The organism is Spirosoma sp. 209 (genome assembly GCF_002006735.1).
Taxonomy (GTDB): Bacteria; Bacteroidota; Bacteroidia; order Cytophagales; family Spirosomataceae; genus Spirosoma; species Spirosoma sordidisoli.
The window spans coordinates 91458-115608 of record NZ_MVEC01000007.1 but is presented as its reverse complement, the minus strand read 5'-3'; the positions used below and the strand labels follow the sequence as shown (position 1 = coordinate 115608).

The 24151-nt window shown below is 56.6% G+C and carries 15 protein-coding genes; 13 read left to right on the top strand and 2 right to left on the bottom strand.

Annotated elements, in window-relative coordinates; genetic code table 11:
- Nucleotides 1–172: 172 nt before the first annotated feature.
- From B1C80_RS14120 to B1C80_RS14110, 3 genes are all read left to right on the top strand, one after another.
- Nucleotides 173–2746: a M14 metallopeptidase family protein gene (locus B1C80_RS14120; RefSeq protein ID WP_077921908.1), complete on the top strand. Its 2574-nt coding sequence runs from the start codon at nt 173–175 to the stop codon at nt 2744–2746.
- 122 nt (nt 2747–2868) lie between these two features.
- Nucleotides 2869–5073 carry a carbohydrate binding family 9 domain-containing protein gene (locus B1C80_RS14115; RefSeq protein ID WP_077921826.1) on the top strand — a complete coding sequence of 735 codons (2205 nt, stop codon included), beginning with the start codon at nt 2869–2871 and terminating at the stop codon, nt 5071–5073.
- A gap of 95 nt (nt 5074–5168) precedes the next feature.
- Entirely contained in the window at nt 5169–5363 is a 195-nt protein-coding gene (locus B1C80_RS14110) for a hypothetical protein (protein WP_077921825.1), read from the top strand.
- Between the two features lie 102 nt (nt 5364–5465).
- Here B1C80_RS14110 and dapA read toward each other — a convergent pair whose 3' ends face one another.
- Both dapA and ligA read right to left on the bottom strand, forming a co-directional pair.
- Nucleotides 5466–6365 (bottom strand): 4-hydroxy-tetrahydrodipicolinate synthase, encoded by a 900-nt coding sequence (gene dapA / locus B1C80_RS14105; RefSeq protein WP_077921824.1) that lies wholly within the window; start codon nt 6363–6365, stop codon nt 5466–5468.
- 68 nt (nt 6366–6433) lie between these two features.
- A complete protein-coding gene (ligA, locus tag B1C80_RS14100; protein ID WP_077921823.1) occupies nt 6434–8509 on the bottom strand; it encodes an NAD-dependent DNA ligase LigA in 2076 nt (691 codons plus the stop codon).
- A gap of 119 nt (nt 8510–8628) precedes the next feature.
- On the opposite strand from ligA, the gene rpe reads away from it, so the two are divergent.
- From rpe to B1C80_RS14050, 10 genes are all read left to right on the top strand, one after another.
- Nucleotides 8629–9300 carry a ribulose-phosphate 3-epimerase gene (gene rpe / locus B1C80_RS14095; RefSeq protein ID WP_077921907.1) on the top strand — a complete coding sequence of 224 codons (672 nt, stop codon included), beginning with the start codon at nt 8629–8631 and terminating at the stop codon, nt 9298–9300.
- 61 nt (nt 9301–9361) lie between these two features.
- Nucleotides 9362–10774 (top strand): alpha-amylase family glycosyl hydrolase, encoded by a 1413-nt coding sequence (locus B1C80_RS14090; RefSeq protein ID WP_077921822.1) that lies wholly within the window; start codon nt 9362–9364, stop codon nt 10772–10774.
- Nucleotides 10775–10891: 117 nt separating this feature from the next.
- Complete coding sequence (locus B1C80_RS14085; protein ID WP_077921821.1) at nt 10892–12949, top strand: OmpA family protein; 2058 nt, start codon at nt 10892–10894, stop codon at nt 12947–12949.
- 63 nt (nt 12950–13012) lie between these two features.
- A complete protein-coding gene (locus B1C80_RS14080) occupies nt 13013–14806 on the top strand; it encodes a glycosyltransferase family 39 protein (protein WP_236648782.1) in 1794 nt (597 codons plus the stop codon).
- A gap of 74 nt (nt 14807–14880) precedes the next feature.
- Complete coding sequence (locus B1C80_RS14075) at nt 14881–16674, top strand: hypothetical protein (protein ID WP_236648781.1); 1794 nt, start codon at nt 14881–14883, stop codon at nt 16672–16674.
- A gap of 16 nt (nt 16675–16690) precedes the next feature.
- Entirely contained in the window at nt 16691–17860 is a 1170-nt protein-coding gene (locus B1C80_RS14070; protein ID WP_077921819.1) for an acyltransferase, read from the top strand.
- A 147-nt stretch (nt 17861–18007) separates the two neighbouring features.
- On the top strand, nt 18008–18769 hold the full coding sequence (locus B1C80_RS14065) for a glycosyltransferase family 2 protein (RefSeq protein ID WP_077921818.1): 762 nt from the start codon (nt 18008–18010) through the stop codon (nt 18767–18769).
- 97 nt (nt 18770–18866) lie between these two features.
- Entirely contained in the window at nt 18867–20258 is a 1392-nt protein-coding gene (locus B1C80_RS14060) for an NAD(P)/FAD-dependent oxidoreductase (protein ID WP_077921905.1), read from the top strand.
- 139 nt (nt 20259–20397) lie between these two features.
- Entirely contained in the window at nt 20398–23136 is a 2739-nt protein-coding gene (locus tag B1C80_RS14055; RefSeq protein ID WP_077921817.1) for a hypothetical protein, read from the top strand.
- A gap of 11 nt (nt 23137–23147) precedes the next feature.
- Nucleotides 23148–24146, top strand: a complete 999-nt coding sequence (locus tag B1C80_RS14050; protein ID WP_077921816.1) for a hypothetical protein — start codon at nt 23148–23150, stop codon at nt 24144–24146.
- The last annotated feature ends 5 nt before the right edge of the window (nt 24147–24151 follow it).

The following is a 24151-nucleotide window of genomic DNA, read 5'->3' as shown; positions in this document are numbered from 1 at the left end:
GAAAGACCCAACGCTTAAGTTTTTAGCCGCTGCGTTGTCGAATCGTGGTGCAAAAGTACGGCAGCGATCTTAAAATGCAATAGTATGGGGCAAAATTTTTTCAAAAAACCGCTTCCTGACCGTTTTACTCCTATTTTTGAGGAGGTTAGCCTTTCATTTTTTTTTCGCCTTCATGAAACACGTTTTAGTACTTGCCATGTGGATGGCCGCTGCCTTATCGGCATCAGCCCAGACCACAACCCCCACCGCTTCATCACCTGCGTCCTCCCGTATCGATTCACCCGCTCAGTTCCTGGGTTATAAAGTCGGGGATCGGTTCACGCCACATCATCGCGTGCTAGCCTACGCCGAACAGGTAGCCCGCCAGGTCCCCAGCCGCGTTCGGCTCATTCCGTATGGTACGACCTACGAAGGTCGCCAGCTAATGGTCGTAGCCATTGCATCGGAGGCCAACCTGAGCCGGCTCGATGAAATCCGCACCAATAACCTCAAACGAATTGGCATGCTGGAGGGTAGTCCATCCAGCGCTGCCCAGCCCGCTATCGCCTGGTTGAGCTACAACGTTCACGGCAACGAAGCCGTGAGCTCCGAAGCGTTTATGGACGTGCTGTACCAGTTGCTGGACCCCGCCAATCCTGTTTCGCAGAAGGTGATGAACGCAACGGTAGTCATCCTCGATCCGGGTCTCAATCCCGACGGCCACGATCGGTATGTGAACTGGTACAACCAGATGATGGGCCGCTCGGCCGACCCGACCCCCGCAGCCCGCGAACACAACGAACCCTGGCCCGGCGGACGCTATACCCACTACCTGTTTGACCCCAACCGCGACTGGGCCTGGCAAACACAGGAAATTACGCAGCAGCGGATGGCGCTTTACCAGCAGTGGATGCCCCACCTCCACGGCGACTTCCACGAGATGGGCGTCGAGAGCCCATATTACTTTGCGCCTTCGGCCAAACCCTATCACGAAGACATCACCAAGTTTCAGCGCGATTTCCAGCAAACGATCGGCCAGTATTGCAGCCGCTATTTTGACCGCAACGGCTGGCTTTACTACACCCGCGAGCGTTTCGACCTCTTCTACCCCAGCTACGGTGATACCTACCCCACCTACAACGGTGCCATTGGCATGACTTACGAGCAGGGCGGTAGCGGCCGGGCCGGCCTGGCCATCGAAAAAGCCGACGGCGACACCCTTACCCTGCGGCAGCGCATCGATCACCACGTAACGGCCAGCATCGCCACTCTCGAATCCGTAGCCGACCGCGCTCCGGATGTGGTTAAGGAGTTCGGCCAGTTTTTCGATAACGCCCGCAATAAGCCCATTGGCGCTTACAAAAGCTATGTCATCAAAGCCAACGGCGACGCGGGTCGGCTGAAGGCCCTCCAGCAGTTACTCGACCGGAACAAGATCAGTTACGGGTATGCCGGCAAGGCCCAGACCCTGCCCGGCTTTAACTATACGAGCCAGAAGAATGAGAAAAGCGTTTCGATCGCTCCCGAAGATGTGGTCATCAGCGCCTATCAGCCCAAATCGACCCTGCTGAAAATCCTGTTCGAGCCTAACTCGGCCCTGGAGGATTCGGCCACCTACGACATTACGGCCTGGTCAATGCCATACGCCTTCGGTCTCCAGACGTATGGCCTTACCACCCGCCTGACCCCATCGGCCACGGCGCCTGCCGCAGCTGCCGCACCAGCGCCATCGACCATGAAGCCTTATGCCTACGTAGTTCGCTGGCAGTCGATGCCGGCGGTACAGATGCTGGCGGGTCTGCTGAAACAGAAGATACGGGTGCGGGCGGCTGAAAAACCGTTCGAGCTGGAAGGCAAAACATATCCCTCCGGTACGCTCATTGTGGCCCGGGCCGGTAATGAACGTTTCGGCGACCGGCTCGATGCCCTGGTTCGCGCCGAAGCTACCCGCACCGGTGCCGATCTGACACCGGTGCAAACAGGCTTTGTAACGAAAGGATCTGATTTTGGTTCTGACTTCGTAACCGCGCTGAAGGCTCCGCGGGTTGCCGTAGTCGTAGGCGATGGCACCCTCCCACCGGCTGCGGGTGAAGTATGGCATTACTTCGATCAGGAACTCAATTACCCCATCTCGGTCATCGACGGCAATGCGCTCGGCAGCGTTGACTGGAACAAGCTCGACGTGCTGATTCTGCCGACGAACTACAACTACGGCCGCTTCCTCAACGATCGTGTGCTGGCCGCTGTCAAAGGCTGGATCCAGTCGGGCGGTAAACTTATTGCACTCGAGCGGGCTACGGCTTTCCTGGCCGGTAAAGACGGGTTCGACCTGAAAGAAAAAGAAGATAAGTCGGCCAAGGACAAGGAGAAAAAAGGCAATGCCGCTGACTCGCTCAAACTCTACGGCGACCGCGAACGGACCGCTATTTCGGACGAGACACCGGGCAGTATCTACCGCGTCAATATCGACTCGTCTCACCCGCTGGGTTTTGGCCTGACCAACGGGTATTACACGCTGGTGCAGAACGCCTATAATTTCGATTTCCTGAAGGACGGCTGGAACGTGGGCTACCTTAAATCAGACAATTACGTAGCTGGTTTTTCGGGAAAGAACGCGAAGGAAAAACTTAAAAATACCCTGCTGATGGGCGTCCAGAATTACGGACGGGGCAGCGTGGTTTACCTGGCCGATGACCCGCTGTTCCGGGGCTTCTGGTACAACGGAAAGCTCCTCTTCGGCAACGCAGTATTTATGGTTGGCAACTAATCATCTATAAACCAGTAACGCAGGACGCAACGGCCCCAGGTCGTTGCGTCTTTGTATTGTCTATCCGGTATAATTACTCAATCCGGTACTTTTTTATCCATATACGCCAATCCCATTGATTAGTGCGACCTCTACTGCTTTCGTTAGTTACCCTGCTGCTCAGCGTTCCTCTGCTGGCCCAGAAAAAGAATGAGTCATACCAGCTTCACATCAGCCGGGCCGTTTCGCCGGTGGTGGTCGACGGCCAGGTGGATGAACCCGCCTGGCAGGCCGCCGAGGTAGCCGATAACTTCTGGATGGTACTGCCCATGGATACCAGCCGGGCACAGGTTCAGACCGAGGTACGTATGACCTACGATGACCGGAATCTGTACCTGAGTGCCGTTTGTCACCACGGTAACCGGTCGGGCCCTTACATTGTCGAGTCGCTCCGGCGCGACTGGAACTTCGGCCGCAACGACAACTTCATCTTCTTCATGGATACCTTCGACGACCAGACCAACGGGTTCACCTTCGGCACCAACGCCGTTGGGGCGCAGTGGGATGGGCTCCTGTACGAAGGCAGTAAAGCCAACCTGAGCTGGGATAATAAATGGACCTCGTCAGTCCGTAATTACCCGGACCGGTATGTGCTGGAAATGGCAATCCCCTTCAAAACCATTCGGTATAAGCAGGGCATCACCCGCTGGGGCATCAACTTCAGCCGCCAGGACCTTAAAACGACCGAGAAGTCAGCCTGGGCACCCGTTCAGCGGCAGTTCCCGACGGCATCGCTGGCTTATACGGGTGTGCTCGTCTGGGACCAGCCCCCCCCGAACCCCGGCCCCAACATTTCCATCATTCCGTACATGCTGGCCGGCCTGACACGCGATTACGAACGTAACATTCCAACTACGGGCCGCTTCGACGCCGGGCTGGATGCTAAAGTAGCCGTTACCTCCTCGCTGAATCTGGACCTGACGGTCAACCCTGACTTCTCGCAGGTAGACGTTGACCAGCAGGTGACCAACCTCGACCGCTTCGAGCTGTTCTTTCCGGAACGGCGGCAGTTTTTCCTCGAAAACGGCGATCAGTTCACCAACTTCGGTTACGCGACCATACGTCCGTTCTTTAGCCGACGGATCGGTCTGGGCGGGGTTCCGATCCGGTTCGGAGCCCGATTGAGTGGCAAGCTCAACAAAGACTGGCGACTGGGCCTGATGGACATGCAGACGGGACGGGTAGACGATCTGGCCCTGCCCGCGCAGAACTTTGCCGTACTGGCCCTGCAACGGCGCGTCTTTGCCCGCTCGAACATCGGCGTCCTGTTTGTCAATAAGCAATCGCTGAACTACCAGCCCGTTGCCGATGCCCCGGCCTACTCACAGTATAACCGGAATCTGGGCGTCGAGTATAACCTGGCGTCATCCAATAACCTGTGGTCGGGGAAAGCCCTGTTCCTGAAATCGTTTCAACCGGGGGTGGCGGGCAGCGATGCCGTCTATGCCGGTAATCTCCAGTACAACAGCCGGCAGTGGCTCGTTGGCGGTCAGCTCGAAGCGGTGGGTAAAAGTTATACGGCCGAAGCAGGCTATGTGCCGCGCCGGGGGTATCAGCGGGCTACCGGCACCATTGGTTACACCTTTTTCCCTACTGGCAGCCAGGTCCTGAGTCATGGCCCCCAGGTTCAGTCTACGTATTTTTTCGATCCGGAAGGGCGTAAAAGTGACAGTGAAAGCCTGCTGAGTTACCTGATCACGTTCCGCAGCCGGGCCACGCTGACGGGCTGGGTAGCCACCGACTTCGTACGGCTGCTGAGTCCTTTCGACCCGACCAATACTAACCGCGAAACGCTGAATACGGGCACCGAACACCGCTGGAATGCCTGGGGCACCCAGTTTATCTCGAAACCACAGAGTTTGTTCACGTACGGGTTCACGTCCCGATACGGCGGTTATTACGCCAACGGTACCCGCCTGAACCTGACCGCCGATGCCGGTTACCGATTTCAGCCCTATGTCAGTCTGGCGATGAGCGCCAGCTACAACGATATCCGGCTGCCCCAGCCCTGGGGCCAGACGACGTTCTGGCTCGTTGGTCCGCGATTCGACGTCACGATGACCAACACCCTGTACCTGACTACCTTCGTGCAGTACAACGAGCAGCAGCAGAATATGAACGTAAACGCCCGGGTTCAGTGGCGGTACAAGCCAGCCTCCGATTTTTTCCTGGTTTACACCGACAACTACCTGCCCGGTGCCGCCCAGATCGGGCAGGATGTGCCCGGGCTGTTCTCGGTCAGAAACCGGGCGCTAGTGCTCAAATGGACATACTGGTGGAATATCTGATACGGGCGTAGTCGAACAAACGCGGGTGGGGGTGGTTAGATGTTGAGCGGCCGGCTGGCCCTTTAATATCTATACACTACTGACAGTCAACGTTCATGAAAACTCTGCTCCGTTTCTTCCCCATGGCCGCTGTGGCCTTGCTGCTCACTTTCTCGCTGACCAGCTGCGAACTCGTTGGTGATATTTTTAAAGCCGGTGCCTATACGGGCATTATAGGCGTGGTTATCGTGATTGTTTTAATCATCTGGCTGGTATCCAAACTCTTCGGGGGCGGCCGGCGCAATGTTTAAATCGCCTTTATGGTCAGCCAGCCTGGTGCTGGTGTAGTCCGTAAACACCAGGAGCGCCAGACCCGCGAGGTCTGGCGCTCCTGGCCTATTAGTCTGGTTGTTTTATTGGGTTACCAGTTCCAGCAGTCCATCGCGTTGCAACACGGCTCGCTGGCGTTCGCTCAGCTCATCGGAAGCGCGCATGAGGGGCAGACGAACCTCGGCCGAAATCAGCCCCATAATCTCCAGAATACTCTTCACCCCAACGGGATTGCCTTCTTCGTAAAGCAGCGGATCGATACGCAGGAAATGGCCAAGCTCTTTCTGAGCCATGGCAAAATCGCCCTGTAGGGCTGCATCGATCATGGCCGAGAACTTAGCCGGGAACGCATTGGCGATAACCGACATGACGCCTACGCCACCAATGCTGATGATCGGAACGCCCTGCACATCGTCGCCCGAGATGAGCAGAAAATCGTCGGGTTTGTCGCGCACGATCTCCATACACTGCTCAATTACGCAGGACGCTTCTTTCACCCCGATGATGTTGGGATGCTGCGCCAGTTCGCAGATCGTTTCTGCCGTCATGTTGATACCCGTCCGGAACGGAATGTTATAGAGAATAACCGGAACCGGGCTGGCATCGGCCACGCGCGTAAAGTGCTCGATGACGCCCCGTTTGCCGGGTTTGTTGTAGTACGGGCAAACTGACAGGATAGCATCGACCCCGTCGAAGTCGATGGATTTCATGCCTGATACCACATCCGCTGTTACGTTGCCTCCAACCCCGAAAACGATGGGCAGCTGGCGGGGGTTGTTTTCTTTCAGGTACTGAAGCAGCTGGGCTTTCTCCTGCTTCGTCACCGTTGGCGACTCGCCGGTAGTGCCCTGCAGGACGATATACCGGACGCCCCCGTCGGAGACATGCCGGATGATGCGGCCGAAGCCGTCGAAGTCAATGGAATGATCAGCGTTGAAGGGCGTCACAATGGCGACGCCAACGCCGTGAAATTGAGTGGTCATGATGTGCCGCACGGACTAATTTGACAACAAAGTTACAGGAAATTAAGCGGGAAATATCTAGTAAATATCTATACGTTCAGCATAGCACTAAACTCGTCTTCGCTGATCATGCTCACCCCCAGTTGCTGAGCCTTGCTGACTTTGGAGGGGCCGGCATTCTCGCCTACAATCAGGTAGTTGAGTTTTTTAGAAACCCCGCTGAGCAGTTTACCACCATGAGCGGCTATTTCGGCTTCGAGTTGCTCGCGGCTGTAGTTGGCAAAGGTGCCGGTATACAGAAACGTTTTGCCCGCCAGCGTATCACTCAGGGCTTCGACTACCTTACGTTCGCCGACCATGGTTAACCCTGCCGCCCGCAGCCGTTCTACGTAGAGCCGGTTGTCAGCTTCCGAGAACCACTCAACCAGACTCTGGGCAATTCGCGGACCGACGTCCGGCACATTGGCCAGGGTTTCGAGCGAGGCATTCATTAGTTCATCGATGTTGCCAAAATAGTCGGACAAGCGTTCGGCGGTGGTGTTGCCTACGTACCGGATACCCAGCGCAAACAGCACGTTGGCAAACGACTGCCCTTTGGATCGGTCAATAGCGGTCAGGATATTATCGACGGTTTTCTGACCAAACTTCACCACCCGCACCTTCCCGGTTTCTTCCGGGCCGCTGTCGGCGGGGTACGCTTTTTCGAGACCCAGCAGATCGGCGTTGGTCAGGTCGTAAAGATCGGCGGGTGTCTGCACCAGTCCCCGCTCGATCAGCAGTTGTATTTTTCCTTCGCCCAGGCTTTCGATGTTCATGGCCCGGCGCTGGATAAAATGTTCGAAACGCGCCTGCCGCTGCGGAGGACAGCCGTTGGTATTGGTACAATAAAAATGAGCCTCTCCCTCGCGCCGGACCAGCGGAGTGCCGCAGGCAGGGCATTCGGTCGGATACGTAATCGGCTCGGTTTGTCCGGTCCGTTTACTCAGGTCGACGCCCGTTACCTTCGGAATAATCTCGCCCCCTTTTTCGATAAAGACCGTATCGTGCAGCATGACCCCCAGCCGGGCAATTTCGTTGGCGTTATGCAGCGAAGCCCGCTTGACGACAGTACCGGCCAGCAGCACCGGCGTCAGCAGGGCAACCGGGGTAACCGCTCCCGTTCGACCCACCTGGTAGTTAATTGCGTTCAGGGTAGTGCTGGCCGCCATGGCTTTGTACTTGAAGGCAATTGCCCAGCGCGGGCTTTTGGCCGTATAGCCCAGTTCCTGCTGCTGGTCATAGCGGTTCACCTTGATCACGATTCCGTCGGTGCCGAGGGGCAGATCAAATCGTTTGGTTTCCCACTCGTTGATGTACAGCATCACCTCGCGGATGTCGGCGCATTTTTTCCAGGTAGGCGATACGTTGAACCCCCACGCCTTCATGGCCACCAGGCTTTCTTCATGGGTTTTGAAGAGCGACGTACCGTTGGGAGCCGGTTCGGATAAAAACGAATACAGGTAGCAGTCGAGCCGGCGTTTGGCTACGGCCGTCGAGTCCTGTTGCTTGAAGGTTCCCGAGGCTGCATTGCGCGGGTTAGCCAGCAGCGGCTCACCAATATCCTCGCGTTCTTTGTTGATGCGCTCAAACTCCGCCAGTGGCAAAAAACCCTCGCCCCGCACCTCAAACAGAGCCGGTGGGTTCAGCGCAGCCGGAATCCGTAACGGCACCGTACGGATGGTCCGGATGTTATGGGTAATATCGTCGCCCCGCACCCCATCGCCCCGAGTGGCCCCCTGCACCAGCACCCCGTTTTCGTAGGTCATGCTGAGGGCCACACCATCGAATTTTAATTCGCAGATGTACTCGACATCAGCCCCGTCGAGCCCTTTCCTGACGCGGGTATCGAACTCGACCAGCTCCTCCTCCGAATAGGTGTTACCCAGCGACAACATGGGGAAACGGTGGTATACGGTAGCAAAATCCTTGCTTACGGTACCGCCCACCCGCTGGGTAGGGCTGTCGGCCTGCCGGTACTCCGGGTGCTGTTTTTCGAGGCTGGTCAGCTCATCCAGCAACTTGTCGAAGGTGAAATCGTCGACCTCCGACGTGCTATTTTGGTAGTATTGATAGTTATAGTAATTCAGTCGTTCCGTTAATTCGGCAATTCGTTGCTGGGGTGTCATAAGGCAGTAGGCAGTTTGTAGCCAATCACTCAAAACCCAATAGGTTTTAAGCCGGCAATATGGGTATTGTTTCTTCGTTCGGCCAAAAAAAAGTACTTTTACGAGACAAAAATAGTGGTATGTCACAGCCTCTCATCGCCCCTTCTCTACTCGCAGCCGACTTTGCCAATCTGCAACGTGACCTGAACCTGATCAACCGCAGTGAGGCCGATTATCTGCACTTCGACGTGATGGATGGCGAGTTTGTTCCCAATATCTCGTTTGGTTTTCCCCTTCTGGAAGCGGCCCGCACACACTGCCAGAAACCCCTGGACGTCCATCTGATGATTGTTCAGCCCGACCGGTACATCGATGCCTTTGCCGACGGGGGCGCAGCCATTATTCACGTTCACTATGAAGCCTGTACGCACCTCCATCGTACGCTGACGCACATTCGTGAGCGCGGCTGCCAGGCGGGTGTAGCGCTGAACCCCCATACGCCCGTCGAAGGCCTGATCGATGTATTGGAGTCAATCGATGTGGTGCTGATCATGTCGGTCAACCCGGGCTTTGGCGGGCAGGCATTTATTCCGCATACCCTCCCCAAAATAACCCGGCTCAAACAAATGCTGGTGGCCAACCAATCGGCTGCGCTGATCGAAGTAGACGGCGGAGTAGGTGTGGGTAATGCTGCGGCTTTACTACAGGCCGGGGCCGATATCCTGGTAGCAGGCAACTCGGTGTTTCGGGCTGCCGATCCGATCGAAGCGGTTCAGCAACTAAAAAACAGCCATCGGCCAACGATGGCCTGAGTGCAACAAACCAACCCCGTAACGTAGCGCCCAGTACGGCGACCTAACAACAGAACTGTTTATGAAGAAAACCTATCTGGCCGTTGCCCTTAGTTTGTTGACCCTGGCGACGGCCTGCCGCAATGAACAAAAACAAGCTGAAACCACGACCACTTCTACCAGCGCGTCAGCCCCTGAGTCGACTCCTCCGCCGGCTCCCGATTGGGCCAGGAACGCTACCATATATGAAGTAAATACCCGCCAGTTTTCTCCAGAAGGCAATTTTAAAGCCGTTGAAGCCCAGCTCCCCCGCCTGAAAGAACTGGGTGTCGATATTATCTGGCTCATGCCCATCTACCCGATCAGCCAGAAAAACAAAAAAGGCACACTGGGTAGCCCCTACGCCGTTGCCGACTACAAGGCCGTTAACCCCGCCTACGGAACCCTGGCCGATTTCAAGGCCCTGGTCAACCGGGCCCATGCGCTTGGCCTGCGGGTCATTCTCGACTGGGTACCGAACCATACCGGCTGGGATCATGTCTGGACGCAGCAGCACCCGGACTGGTACACGCTGGTTAACGGGAAAATGATTGCGCCTATCGATCCGAAAACGAACAAACCGACCGACTGGACCGATGTCGTTGACCTCAACTACGACAACCCGGACATGCGCCGGGGTATGATCGAAGCCATGCAGTACTGGATCAAGGAATGTGATATCGACGGGTATCGCTGCGATGTGGCCGGTTTTGTACCGAACGACTTCTGGGCCGAGCTCCGCCCGCAGCTGGATAAGATCAAACCCGTTTTCATGCTGGCCGAATGGGAGGATGAACCGGATCACTTCAAGAGCTGCTTCAACATGAACTACGGCTGGAGCATGCACACCATGATGAAGGCGGTGGCCAAAGGCGCACGTACGGCCGACAAGATCGATTCGCTGCGACTGGCCAACCAGAAGCGGTTCCCGGCCTGGTATTACCAGATGCTGTTCACCCAGAACCACGACGAGAACAGCTGGAACGGAACGCTGGCCGAGTCGTTCGGTCCCGCGGCCAATGCGCTTATCGTTCTTAGCAGCACGCTGGAAGGTATGCCGCTGGTCTATAACGGCATGGAATCGAACCTGAACAAGCGGCTGGCTTTTTTTGAGAAAGACTCAATACCCTGGGGCAATTACAGCAAGAGTGACTTTATCAAGGCGCTACTCACGCTCAAACACCGGAATACGGCCCTTTGGAACGGACCTGCCGGTGGAAAAGTGGTAAAAATTCAGACTGATCACGACGACAAGGTCTATGCCTTTTACCGCCAGCGGGACAACGATCGGGTGGTGGTGCTGCTCAACCTGAGCAACCAGCCGCAGGAAGTACGCCTTAACGGGTCAGGATTCGAAGGCACCTATACCGAAGTCTTTCAGCATCAGCCCGTAACGCTGCAACCCGCCATGAGTGTTGCCATGAAACCCTGGGAGTATCGGGTAATGACTAATTAAGTTTGCTATTTTTGAGTATTGGCTGACGTGTGGTACGGAACGACACCCTGAAACCAGCCCTGCCAATGGCGGTTCGGGGGTTGCCGATCAGCTGTTTTTATTCAATATAGACATCTCATGTGTACGCAGCGTCTTCTGACCCTGATTGGTGGCTTGCTGAGCCTTACCCTGTCGGGTTCGGCACAAACCGCCAACCGGGGCACGCTACAATGGGCCAGCCGCGTGGTAGGTGTTTCGTCAGAAAAGAAAGGCGAAACGACTGGCGACCAGTTTAAGGCATCGCAGGCGCTGGGGCGTCCCAACAAACCGCTGCAGCTTGGAACTACCCCCTGCGCCTGGGCTCCGTTCTATCCGGATGGAACCACCGACGAGTGGGTGCAGGTCGGGTTCGACAAACCCATCCGCGCCCGCCAGATCGTCGTCGCCGAGAACATCAATCCGGGCGCCGTGGTTCGCGTTATCGTGCTGGATGAAAATAAACAGGAACATGTGGTGTACCAGAATACAGGAAACCAGCCGCGTCAGGACCCGCTGCTACGTATTTTTCTGACCAACCCCACCTACGTCTGTCATCAGATCAAAGTAGTCATCAACGGGGCGGCTCTGAAAGGCATGAACCAGATCGATGCCATCGGCATTTCGGAAGATCCCAGCCCCGTTAGCGTTGGCATCAACGTATCGGCGAATACGCCCAAGGAAATTCAGAAAGAAAACCTCGGCAAAACCGTCAATTCGCCGGGGCAGGAAGTAGCCCCCGTGATCTCGCCCGATGGACGCACTCTGTATTTTACGCGGGGGCTGAACAAAGCCAACATCGGCGGAGCAGAGCATCAGGACGTCTGGTACGCAACACTCGCGTCGGCCAGTGGCGGTAATCCCGCCAGCTGGAACGAGGCCATTAACATAGGTTCTCCCATCAACAACGCGGGCGACAATGCCATCAGCGGCATGGCTCCCGACGGCCGAACAGCCTACCTCATTAACGTATATCAGCCCAACGGTTCTATGTCGTTCGGCATCTCCAGGTCGATCCGGACCAAGGCAGGCTGGTCGCAACCGGTTGAGTGTAAGATCGCCAACAACTACAACCTGCACGAAGAGAACCAACTGGAATTCTGCGTCTCGCCCGACGGGCAGGCCATCATTCTGGCCGTACAGCGGAAAGATACCCGCGGCAACCGGGACCTGTACGTGTCGCTGCAACTACCGGACAAGACCTGGGCAGAGCCCGTCTCGCTGGGTGGCGTCGTGAACACCGCCGATGCGGAGAGTTCGCCTTTTCTGGCCGCCGATGGGCGTACGCTCTATTTCACGTCTATGGGACATCCTGGTTTCGGCAATGGCGACATCTTCGTATCGCGCCGGCTCGATGACTCATGGGGCAACTGGAGTGAACCCGAAAACCTGGGACCAGCCATTAACACACCCGAATGGGACGGTTATTTCACCATTCCGGCCTCGGGTGATTTTGCGTACCTGAGTTCGCGGGCGGGCTCGATGGGCGAAGACGATATTTTCCGGCTCAAGCTGTACCCGGCCATCAAACCCGACCCCGTGGCCATCGTATCGGGGCAGGTGCTCGACGCCCAAAGCAAAAAGCCCGTTGCGTCGGAAGTCATCTCGGGTATTTTCAACGAAAACAAAGCCGTCAGCAAGGTAGACTACAACCCGGAGACCGGTGAGTATAAGCTCATTCTGCCCACCCAGAAAACCTATAACCTGACCGCCAGTCGTGAAGGCTATTTCCCCACGACCGAAACCCTGGACCTGAGCAAAGACAAACGGTTTCGCGACATTCGGCGCAACCTGTACCTGGTCAAGATAGAGCCGGGCCAGAAAATTATCATGCGCGATGTGTTGTTTCAGCAGAGTGAGTTTGCGCTCCTGCCGGGTGCCAGCGTAGAGCTGGACCGGGTGGTAGCCATGCTGGAAAAATACCCCGCTATGGAGCTGCTCGTTGAAGGGCATACGGATAACCAGGGCGACTGGGAACCCAATATGAAACTGTCGCAGGACCGCGTTCGGGTGGTGAAAGAGTACCTGACGGGCAAGGGTATTGTCGAAAGCCGAATTCAGACCAAAGCCTGGGGACCCAGTAAACCGATTGCCAGTAACGAGACCGAAGAAAAGCGGAAACAGAACCGGCGGGTAGAATTCACCATCCTTAAATTGTAAAAGCGATAGGTACGGACTTACTTTTGCGCTAATATGCTGCAATCACCCGCTACTAACCGCACAATGAACGAATCCCGTTCGGGTTTACTTGCTTCGCTGAGTCGGTCACAATGGACCATTTATCTGATTCTGCTCCTGGCGCTGGGCCTTCGGCTGTACAAGTCCAGTGTACACGGTCTTTACCTCGACGAGAAGTTTACGCTGGTCAACACCCAGGGCGTTTCGCTGGAAGGCGCCAACCAGCGCGATGTGTTCCATACGCCCGGTAAAGTGTATTTTACCCCCCAGGAGTTCTGGAAGCCCAAACAACTCAACGATTACATCCGGGCTATCATTCAGACCGATATTGGTAACAGTGCCTCTCACTACGCGCTGCTCTGGGCCTGGATCGAAGTGTTTGGCCTGAGCGATCTGTCGATCCGGATGCCGTCTATCATTTTCAGTACCCTGATCGTCGGTCTGCTGTTTCTCCTGGTCAGACGCTACCTGAAATCCCAGCCGCTGGCCCTGATTGTAACTGCGCTGGCGGCTGTAGAGCCATTTTTCATCGCCTACAGCCACATGGCCCGTAACTATTGCATGACCATTTTTCTGTGTCTGCTGGGCACCTGGCTGTTCCTGCGTATCCTCGACAAACGCGCGGAGGGCAGGCACCCCATCGGCTTGTATATCGGCTATGGCCTGTCGTTTGCACTGGCGACACTGGGCCACTATCTGGCCTTCACCGTTTTTCTGTGTCACGGTATCTATCTGCTGCTCTTCAACCGGGATCTGAAGACATACATCGGCTTTGGGCTGAGTACGGTGGGCGGGGCGGTTGGCCTGATTTTACCCTGGTTCGTATATGGGGGAGGTAAGTACACCCTCTTTACGCTGGCGTACCAGGCCAAACTGTACGGTGGACTGGCCCTGACGAACCCGTATAACAACGGATTCGGGATCATTTTACCGGCTACGCTGGCCAATATTGTGAAGAAGTCGATACCGGTCTGGGCTGATCTGTTCATGATCTCGAACGGCCTTTCGGCGGAGACGCTGGCGTTCCGCAACCTGGTCATCGCTGTTGGTTTTGGCCTGATTGCCCTACTGGTGGTAGTTCGGTTCGGTCAGAAAAATCAGCCACCAGCCTGGGTGAAAGTCGCGGTGCCTATATTGCTGGTTGCCGGCATGGCCCTGTACACGATCCAGTCGGCCCGGCTGGTGGTGGCGGCTGCCCTACCCCTGCTCTACTACCTGCTTTACCAGGCTTTTGTAGCCCATAACGACCGGTCCGAACGGCGTTTTCTGTACCTGATGGTTCTCTGCAGCACCATACCGACGCTGGTTCTGATCGCCTTTGCGGTTCGAAATGGCCATACCTACGGCATCACCCAGCGCTATTCGGGCTTTTCGTTCCCCTACGCGCTGACGCTGGTAGGTCTTATTATCCAGCAGCTGTTCCGGCAGCCTGCCTACCTGCGGCTGACGCTCGGGGCGATCCTGCTCGTACAGGCTTATTTCATCGGCGATCTGCTGTACCGGATCTACGAAGATCAGGCGCCTAAATACACCTACTACGGTCGTTACCGGATCGAAAACCCGTACAACACGGCCGCCCAGCGAATCATCAGCCAGTATGCGCCCGGCGATACGGTACTATACCCCTCGGCACGTACGAACCCCCGCGACGAAATCGAAAAGACGTATACGACGCACTCGATCATCGACGCCCAGTATACAAACCTGTATCTGCCCAAAGACGCTACATACTATCAGCGGATGGATACGACCCAGACCGACCGGATCATCCTGATCAAAGGAAAAACCGGCCAGCGCATTACGATCTACGATTTCGAAGGCACCAAGTATCGCTACTAGCGTCTGGCTTCGAACCGACCGCACAAACAGTACCGGGCCGACGCTGACGGCCAGTCCACCAAAATCAATACGGCATGATTTCCCGCTCGCAACCTACTTACGCTCCCCCGTCGCGCTCAACACGAACCGCGACCGGAGGACAGGCCGCGCTGGGCTGGGTACTACTGGCCGTGCCGTTGCTGGTTTTTGGCTGGGTGTGGCAGCAGTATGCCATCAACATACCCAAGTGGGACGACCACGCGCTGCGGGCTTTTCTGTTCAATACCGATCAGGAAACGACCCTCTCCGGTAAGCTTTATCAGCTCTTCAGGCAGCATAACGAACACCGGATTGTTTATGACCGACTGATTACTCTGCTCGACTACTGGCTGACCGGCAAGCTCAACTACGTGCACCTGATGGCCATTGGCAACCTGAGTCTGGTTGGCTTGCTGGCCGTCTTTTACGCCGTTCTGGGTCGAAGCGCCGGAGCCGCCAGCCGGAATACCGGCCTCTACGCCGTTCCGGTGGCACTGGTACTCTTCAACCTGTCGCAGTGGGAAAATATGTACTGGGGCATGGCCGCTCTCCAGAATTTCTCGGTTGTTCTGTGGGTGCTGGCCGCTTTCTACTGGCTGGCCTACACAGACCGGTGGGGGCTGGCCGTGGGGGCCGCCGTACTGGCGACGCTTACGAGCGGCAATGGCCTGCTCGTCTGGCCTATTGGGTTTGCGCTACTCCTGCTCCGTAGCGCCGAAGTGCGGGCGGGTGCCAGCCGGACATCCTATCGCCCCTTGCTGGGCTGGACCCTGTGTGCACTGCTGGTCATAGGCCTGTACTTCGTTGGCTTCGAGAAACCAGGCGGGGCGCATGCCATCCGACCGGGCGTTACCGATCTGCTGAAGGGCTGGTTTGCCGTAATCGGTGCTGCCGGGGAGGCTTTGCCTATGGGCCGGCCGCTAACCAACAGCACGGCTCTGGGCGGGCTTACGGTCGTACTGACCCTGGGTATAGTAGGCATGGGCCTGGTTATGAACCAGCGCAGCCTTAGCCGCGTATGGCAGCAGGTCAGACACCCCAATCGGGCGGGCGGCCTGGCCACGATGCCGGCCATTGCGTTGTTTTTCTGGGGCAGCGCGGCCTTTTTGCTGGGCACGGCGGCTGTGGTGGCCTACGCCCGGACTGGCTTCGGTGCCGATCTGCTCATCACCAGCCGCTACAAGATTTACTCGCTTACCCTGCTGGCCCTGCTGTACAGCTATGCCGTGGCCACCCTGCCCGGTCGGCTGGGTCAGTGGGCCGGTCTGGTTGGCGGAGTTGGTGGGCTGGCCCTGGCCTGGCTGTCGTATTTTTCGTTCCTCGACGAAACGATCTGGTGGCGGCACTGGCTCACGACCAACCAGTTCAACTGGCACTATACGACCCGTCGGCCCGTTGCTCAACTCGATGCCGTAACGGCCCGCTATACCGACCCCGCTCCTGCTTTTTACGACACCGCCCTGCCTGTTCTGTTCAGCGCCGGTCGGCCGGGTAATCTGAAGATGACGGTTCAACCCAATCCGGCCGGGTTCACGATCCAGGAAACAGAACTGCCCCCCCAGGGCCTGCGCGATGCGGGGGCTTATGTGCTGGCCCGGTCCGGTCAACGGCGGTATCTGTTTCCTGTCTGGCAGAACAAACGGTCGGCAGGCGGGGCCCGTCTGCTGCCGGACCGGCAGTTTACCACCGGCTTCCGGGCCGACGTGTTGATGGCCGAACTGGCTGCCGGCACGTATCAGCTAAGCGTGCTGGTTGTTCCGGACGGCCCGGCAACACCTTATCTCATCAACACTGGCCAGACCGTTACGTCGGCGGGACAACCCGCCGATACAACCGAAAAAAACTGGTAGATTCAATCATCACTGTATGCAGTCCAATCAAACCCTGACCCCATCCGCTACCCGCCCGACTCTGACTCATCTGCTCCAGCTGGATGGAGTCCGGTTTATCGCCGTGGCGCTGGTTCTGTTCGATCACTGGATGGCAGGCCGGGTTGAGCTACCGCTGGGTGCGCTGGGCGTTACAATCTTCTTCGTGCTGAGCGGTTTTCTAATCACGCGGATTCTGCTCTCCAGCAAAGACAAGCTAAGTCATCAACCCGGACGAGGATTTTCCAAGTATATGAAAGTCTTCTACATCCGCCGGACGCTCCGCATTTTTCCGGTCTATTACATCACCCTGTTCGTGCTGTATCTGGTCAACGAGCCCCCCGTCCGGCGTACCTTCGCCTGGCTGGCCCTCTACGCGACCAACCTGTATATGGCCTACTTCTCGACCTGGATGGGCACCGTCGATCACCTGTGGTCGCTGGCCGTTGAAGAGCAGGTTTATCTGTTTTTTCCACTGCTGCTGTTCGTCGTGCCCCGCCGATGGGTGCCGCTGACAGCTGCGCTGATGATTATCGGGGCGGTATGCCTGCGGTACGTCATCTTCCGCGCCCGTATGCCGTGGTTCATCGGGTATGTGACCATGCCTGCCTGCCTGGATTCGTTTGGACTGGGCGCTATTATGGCGTTCTGGTGGCTCTACCAGCGCGAGCGTTTCAACCAGGTTTTCCGGTCGTCGGGCTGGGTCTGGGCCAGTGTCGGGTTGTTTATCGTTGTGCTGGTGGCTACCAAACTGCTGCCCGCCATTCCGGACCCGCGTGGCTGGACCGGTCACCACAACATCATGTCCGACGTCTGGGAGCGGCTGGCGGCCTCGCTGGTTGGTTTTTTCCTGATTGGGCGGGCGGTGATGGGCTTTACCAACCCCATCATGAAATGGCTGCTCGAAAATCCCGTAAGTCAGTACCTCGGCCGGATCAGCTATGGCCTGTATCTCTTCCACAATTTCGTCTTCAACGTATATCATACCCAGCCCAACCATTTTTCGCTCCGGGCCTGGCGCCGGCTTACAGACATGGCCCCTGTTCTGGATAGCACCTACGCGTTTCAGTTTTCGTTTTTCCTGTTGCTGACAGTTGCGCTGGCTACCGTTTCGTGGTATTTGATCGAAAAACCGATCAATAATCTGAAAGACCGTTTTTCCTATTGAGCACCCGGATTAGTCCGCTCGATAATCTACTAGACGGTTCGTCAGACTCCCGGCAACAATTTCTTATATTTGCGATGTTTAGGATGTATGTAGTGACTCTTCTCACTATACACCGTTCAGTATACATTCATCACTATATACCCCTGCATGAGTCTCCTCTTGTCAATAGTAATGCCGGCCTACAACGAAGAAGAAGTCATCGAAGTTGTTGTCCGGCAATGGACAGACATGCTGGCCCGTCGATTCCCTACCGAGAACACGCGCCTGATTGTTGTTAATGACGGTTCCCGAGATAATACTGGGGCTATTCTGGACCAGATCAAAGAACGCTACCCTAAACTGATGGTCGTTCATCAGCCCAATGGCGGCCATGGTAATGCCGTGGTAAACGGGTACCGGCAAGCCGTTGCGCTCGATTCCGAATACGTTTTTCAGACCGACAGTGACGATCAGTTCGTCACCGAGGATTTTGAGAAACTATGGGCCCGGCGAAACGACTCACCGTTTATTCTCGGCTACCGCGAAGAACGTTACGATGCGTTTGCGCGGCTGATCATCACCCGCATCCTGCGATTCAGTATCGCCTTCATCTACGGAACCTACATTATGGATAGCAATATCCCGTTCCGTCTGATCCGGGGTTCGTTCCTGCGTCGACTGCTGGCCCAGCTGCCAACGCCAACGCCCTTTGCGCCCAACATTTTTCTGGCTGTTATGGCCAAGAAAGCCGGGTACAACACCTTCGACATTCCCATTACCCACAAAGAGCGGCAAACCGGTACGGTGTCGATTCTGAAGTGGAAGCTGCTGAAAGTTTGTATGCAGAGTTTTAAAGAACTGGCGCAGTTCCGGTTCGACCTGGGCAGTAAAGTTAAAGCCCTCAAATCACCAGAGCCAGTAGCCGCCTGAAAACAAGTCTGCCCTTTTCCGGTAGTCCAGTCGCTGGCGTGTCCCTATGGGGCCGTAGTGCCCGGACCACTGAATCGGGTTGGCCAAAAACGTCATCATGAACTATAAATATGTTATTATCGGTTCGGGCCCTACCGGCCTGGGAGCCGCGTATCGCCTGAAAGAACTGGGCATCACCGACTTTATTGTCCTGGAAAAAGAAAACCGGATCGGAGGGCTGTCGAAAAGCTTTGTCGATGAACAGGGCTTTACCTGGGATGTGGGCGGCCACGTGCAGTTTTCCCACTACAAGTACTTCGACGACCTGATGCTCAAAGCACTGGGCGAAGATGGCTGGCTCAGTCACCAGCGCGAATCGTGGGTCTGGATTGAGAACCGGTTTGTTCCTTACCCGTTCCAGAACAACATCAAATACCTGTCGCCCGAAACGATGTGGAAATGCCTGGAAGGGATTATCCACAACTACAAATTCCCGAACAATCAGAAGCCGGCCAACTTCCGCGAGTGGATTCTGGCAACGTTCGGACAGGGGCTGGCCGACACCTTCATGTTCCCCTATAACTTTAAGGTGTGGGCTTACCCACCGGAAGATATGAACGCGGTTTGGGTGGGCGAGCGCGTTGCCGTTACCGATCTGCAGCGGGTTACGAAAAATATCATCTTCAATCAGGACGACTTTTCGTGGGGGCCGAACAGCACCTTCAAATTTCCGAAACAAGGCGGTACGGGCGGTATCTGGGAAGCCGTGGGCGATCTGGTTGGCCGCGAATACGTGAAGCTGAACTGTACGGTTGAGAAAGTAATTGGCCCCGAGAAGAAAATCGTGCTGGCCGATGGCTCAACCATTCAGTACGAACACCTGATGAGCACCATGCCGCTCGACCTCTTTACCCAGCGGGTCGAAGGGCTGGCCCCCGAAACGGTACAAACCGCCCAGGGTCTGAAACACTCGTCGACCAACGTTGTGGGTATCGGCCTGAAAGGCAAGCCGAAGCCAAGCCTCGAAACGATGTGCTGGATGTATTTCCCGGAAGCCAACAGCCCGTATTACCGGGTAACGGTATTCTCGAATTACAGCCCCAACAACGTACCCGATATCAACCAGCACTGGTCGCTGATGACCGAGACCAGCGAATCGTCGGCAAAACCCGTCAATCGCGAAACGCTGATCGACGACACCATCCGCGCCCTGGTCGAAGATCAGCTGATCGAGTCGGCCGACGATGTTATCTCGACCTTCCACATGGCGTTCGATTACGGCTACCCGACCCCTTCGGTCGAGCGCGACGGTATTCTGAAAGCTGTTTTGCCGAAACTGGAACCGTTCGGAATTTATTCGCGGGGCCGGTTCGGCGCCTGGAAATACGAGGTAAGCAACCAGGACCACTCGCTGATGCAGGGGGTCGAATGGGCTAACCGCGTAGCAGCCAACGTGCCGGAGCTGACCCTGCCGTTCCCCGAAACCGCCAACGCGATGTGGGGTAAATAAACCCGAATTAGTATCCCGACGGGGCCACCCGGCCGTTGTGAGTGCGGAAAGTCGTAAGTAGTATGCCTACTTTGGCGATCTTTATCACTTATGACGACCAGCTGGCCCCGTCTCGTTTTTGCTTATTTCTATTTACTCTATGAACCGTAACGTCTGGTTGGGTATTGGTGTAGTGGTGCTGCTGGTCGGTGGCTGGCTCGGCTACCGTCATTACCGGGCCAACGACCGCAGTATCGATGCGTTCATCCCACCAGGGGCGCTGATGATGCTGGCCAGTGATCGCCTGCAGGATACGGTGTCGGCCCAGGCTTTGCGGAATGAGATCGCCCTACGGCAGCTACCCGTTTTTGACGAAGCCCGTCAGCGGCTCGACCGGTTCCTGTACGCTACCGCCGACACGGCCACGGTGCTGCAGTTTATCTCGGGCAGGAACGTCCGGTATTCCCTCCATACCGTATCCAGAACGACCCTCGACTATATCTTCTACATTCCTCTGACAGAAACTGATCAGTCGTTTCTGCAACGGCTCACCAACCCCGATCCCCGCCAGTACCGGGTCCTTAATCACACGTTCTCGGGGGAGAAGATATTTGACCTGGTCTCGCGAGCGAATGAGCCGGTCGGTTCGTTTATCCTGACCGACGACTTCCTGGTTGGCAGCGTATCCGGCATCCTGGTCGAGAACGTAGCGCGGCAGATGCATCGTCAGCTCAAACTGGCCGAAAACGGCTCTATCATCCGGGTAGAAGGAAAAGTCGATGCCGACCATCCCGCCGGGGTCAGCGTTCGGCCGGAGGTGCTACAGGGCCTGTTCAGCGATGCAAGCTCGCTGGTACGGCTTTTCTTACCCGAGTCGTTAACCTTACAATTTCGGCCATCGGCCTCGCGGACCCACCTGATCGGGTATGCCGTCGATGAGATCGGTGGTCGACGCGACGTGGCGGCCCTTTTTCAGGACCAGACGCCCCAGCGCATTGCCCGGCCCGACCTGATTCCGCAGACAACCGCCAGCCTGTACCATATCGGCATCAGCGATGCTGCGCGGTTTGGCCGGTCGCTGAGCCAGCTGCTGGGGTCCGCTTCCAGCGACTTCCTGCGCGACCGATTCGATCAGATCAAACCAGACACCAAACCGTTTTATCAGGCGCTGGACCGGGACGTGCTCCTCTGCCGCATGGAGTCGGCAACAGGCGCTCAGCGGCAGGTGCTTATCTTACCCGGCCGGGATGGTAAACAGCTCGTCAGTGCGTATCAGCGCATTGCATACCGCGCCGGCGCCACCGCCCCCGCTCCCCTGCGAAGCTTTCTGGGCCACAAAACGCTGCTCTTGAACGTTTCCGAGCTGCCTGCGTCCTTATTCAGCAGCCTGTTTACCGGCTTTCCGCAAAGCTGGATTACCCAACACGGCTCGGCCCTCATTGTGGCCAACAGCGAAGAGGCCCTGCAGGATTATCTACAGCAGGTGCAACGAAAAGCCGTCTGGTCGGCCGACGACCGTCAGGCCGAATTTCTGAACGGTACCCTGCGCCCGGCTAACTTCACCGCCTTCGTACGGCTCAACCGGGCCCACACCACCGTACCGACAACCTGGCCGTTAGCCTGGCAAAATCTCCTTGACCAGCCAGACCCCGCCACGGGTAGCCCCGCCCTGGCCAATCTGGAGAACATGGCGTACCAGGCCAGCTACGGCAACGAAAACATTCAGTCGACGGTAATTCTTGGCCGCACGACCCGCCGGGCCAGCCGGGCCGTACTGAACAAGCTCCTGCTCCGCAAACGCACCGAACTGGCCGCTCCGCTCGTGGCGGCTCCTTTTGCAACCGGTAGCCTGAGTGACGGAACGGCCCCGTTCTACGCCCAGCAGGCCGATGCGAAGCTGAGCCTGATCACCCCCAACAGCGATGGGGCCATACAGAGCAGCACCGACGGGCCGGTTCGCAGCAACGCGCTGGCCGTTGATTTTCTGGATAATGGGCGGTTGCAGTACCTGTTCATGACCGACCGGACGCTGTACATCGCCGACCCGGGTCAGAAGCCAGGTAGTACGGGTGCCGTATCGCTCCAGCAGATACCACTCCCCGCTGGTCTTGATCCAACTTATCTGGTACGACCACGGGGAAGTAGGCAACGCAGCATCGTTGCGCTCGCCACTCATCCAAACGGGCAGGTCTATGGGCTGGATCGTCAGCGAAAAGCCTTTGTTAAACTCATGAGCGCTCCCCGCAAAGGACCGTTGCTGCTGCCGTTCCAGATTATGGTTACCCCCGATGGTATGGATATCCTGGCCGCACAGGCGGACGGTACGCTCAACTACTGGCGCGAAAACGGTACGCAGCATCCTCATTTCCCGGTTAAGGTCGAGCGGCAGACCGAAGACGAACCCGACGTTCGCTTCGCCGGTCCCGCCCTGATTCCACCCGGTCAGTCGACGTTACAGACCATCACCGACGAAGGTCAGCTCCTGACCCTGCTCACCAACGGGACTGTAACCAAACGAACGCAGTTGTACCGGCCCGTCCGCAGCGGCACGTTCCGGCTCCTTCCCGACGAAGAACAGACGAACTGGCTGGTGCTGCGCTCAACTGATACCGAGGTGGCCATACTGGATCAGAAAGGCGAACGCCGGTTCGAGGTCCGGGCGCTTCAGTCGGGTCGTAACAGCATTCGGTACCACCGGCTGGGCGCGGGGGTCGAGCTGGTGAGTATCAAGTCGGGCAGTTTCACCACCTTGTATGATCTCAACGGACGCATTGTAGGTGATCGACCCATCCCAAGCGATTTTCCGGTAGTTTTGCAGTTCGATGAGCGATCGAATGAGTTATACGTGCTCAGCAGCGTTCAGCGCGCCGTCAACCTTTACTCGATCCGGGTCCGATAATTTATTTTTCCATGCGTTTTCTTCGCTACGCTGTCTTAGTAACTGCCGGTATATTCTGGCTATGTGGCCTGTCGGCTACGGTATCGCACTGGTTATACGAAGCCGGGGTCATAGCCGACGATTACCGCTATGGCGACCTGTACCGGTTGTCAGCGCTGCCTCAGTTCAAACAGGAACAACCCACCTGTACGCCTTCCAACCGCGACAGCGACACCGCGTCAACCCATCTGTACATCATCGGCGACAGTTTTTCGGAGCCGCAGCGGATTACCAAAGATGATTTTAGGGTCAGCCATTACCAGCGAGTACACTGGTACAACAAGCAACGGGCCCAGCTGGATACCAGCAAACGAAACGTGTTACTGATCGAAACCATCGAGCGCCATTTTCGGGATCACGTGACCCAGCCCGTGCGTGAGCTGGTCGTCGACGCCGACACCAACCAGTCGCGGCTACCACCGCCAACGGGCTGGGAGCGCGTCAAAACGGATATTCACTGGAGCGATGTGGAGCAACGACTCGAAACGGCCCTGTTCAGTCACCAGTGGGCCTTCTGGTTCAAGGAGCTAAAAGCCACGCTGACCCTGCGCTGGTTTGACCGGTCCAACGAGGGGGTTAGTCTGTCCCGGAACAGACAACACATCTTTCTGAACTCCGACACCGATACCAGCAGCGTACTATCGTCCTACTCGCCCCTGACCAGCGCTCAGGTCGATGCCTATGTCGATAGCCTCAATGCTACGGCAGACTATTATAAGCAGCAGGGCTTCGACGCCGTATATCTGTCGATCATTCCCAACAAAGCGAGTATCCTCGAACCAAACCGGTACGCCTATAATCACCTGATCGAACGTATTCAGCAACATCCGAAGCTGGCCGTTCCGACCATCGATGTGTACAGTCCTTTTAGCCAGGCCCCTGCCTCACCCTATCTGAAGAGCGATACGCACTGGGATTGTGAAGGGCGGGCTATCTGGCTGCGGCTGGTTCGGGAGAAAATAGGCATCTAACCACT

Coding starts and splice junctions, on each gene's coding strand:
- B1C80_RS14120 (WP_077921908.1), top strand. CDS start 173: ATGAAACACGTTTTAGTACTTGCCATGTGGATGGCCGCTGCCTTATCG.
- B1C80_RS14110 (WP_077921825.1), top strand. CDS start 5,169: ATGAAAACTCTGCTCCGTTTCTTCCCCATGGCCGCTGTGGCCTTGCTG.
- dapA (WP_077921824.1), bottom strand. CDS start 6,365: ATGACCACTCAATTTCACGGCGTTGGCGTCGCCATTGTGACGCCCTTC.
- ligA (WP_077921823.1), bottom strand. CDS start 8,509: ATGACACCCCAGCAACGAATTGCCGAATTAACGGAACGACTGAATTAC.
- rpe (WP_077921907.1), top strand. CDS start 8,629: ATGTCACAGCCTCTCATCGCCCCTTCTCTACTCGCAGCCGACTTTGCC.
- B1C80_RS14090 (WP_077921822.1), top strand. CDS start 9,362: ATGAAGAAAACCTATCTGGCCGTTGCCCTTAGTTTGTTGACCCTGGCG.
- B1C80_RS14085 (WP_077921821.1), top strand. CDS start 10,892: ATGTGTACGCAGCGTCTTCTGACCCTGATTGGTGGCTTGCTGAGCCTT.
- B1C80_RS14080 (WP_236648782.1), top strand. CDS start 13,013: ATGAACGAATCCCGTTCGGGTTTACTTGCTTCGCTGAGTCGGTCACAA.
- B1C80_RS14075 (WP_236648781.1), top strand. CDS start 14,881: ATGATTTCCCGCTCGCAACCTACTTACGCTCCCCCGTCGCGCTCAACA.
- B1C80_RS14070 (WP_077921819.1), top strand. CDS start 16,691: ATGCAGTCCAATCAAACCCTGACCCCATCCGCTACCCGCCCGACTCTG.
- B1C80_RS14065 (WP_077921818.1), top strand. CDS start 18,008: ATGAGTCTCCTCTTGTCAATAGTAATGCCGGCCTACAACGAAGAAGAA.
- B1C80_RS14060 (WP_077921905.1), top strand. CDS start 18,867: ATGAACTATAAATATGTTATTATCGGTTCGGGCCCTACCGGCCTGGGA.
- B1C80_RS14055 (WP_077921817.1), top strand. CDS start 20,398: ATGAACCGTAACGTCTGGTTGGGTATTGGTGTAGTGGTGCTGCTGGTC.
- B1C80_RS14050 (WP_077921816.1), top strand. CDS start 23,148: ATGCGTTTTCTTCGCTACGCTGTCTTAGTAACTGCCGGTATATTCTGG.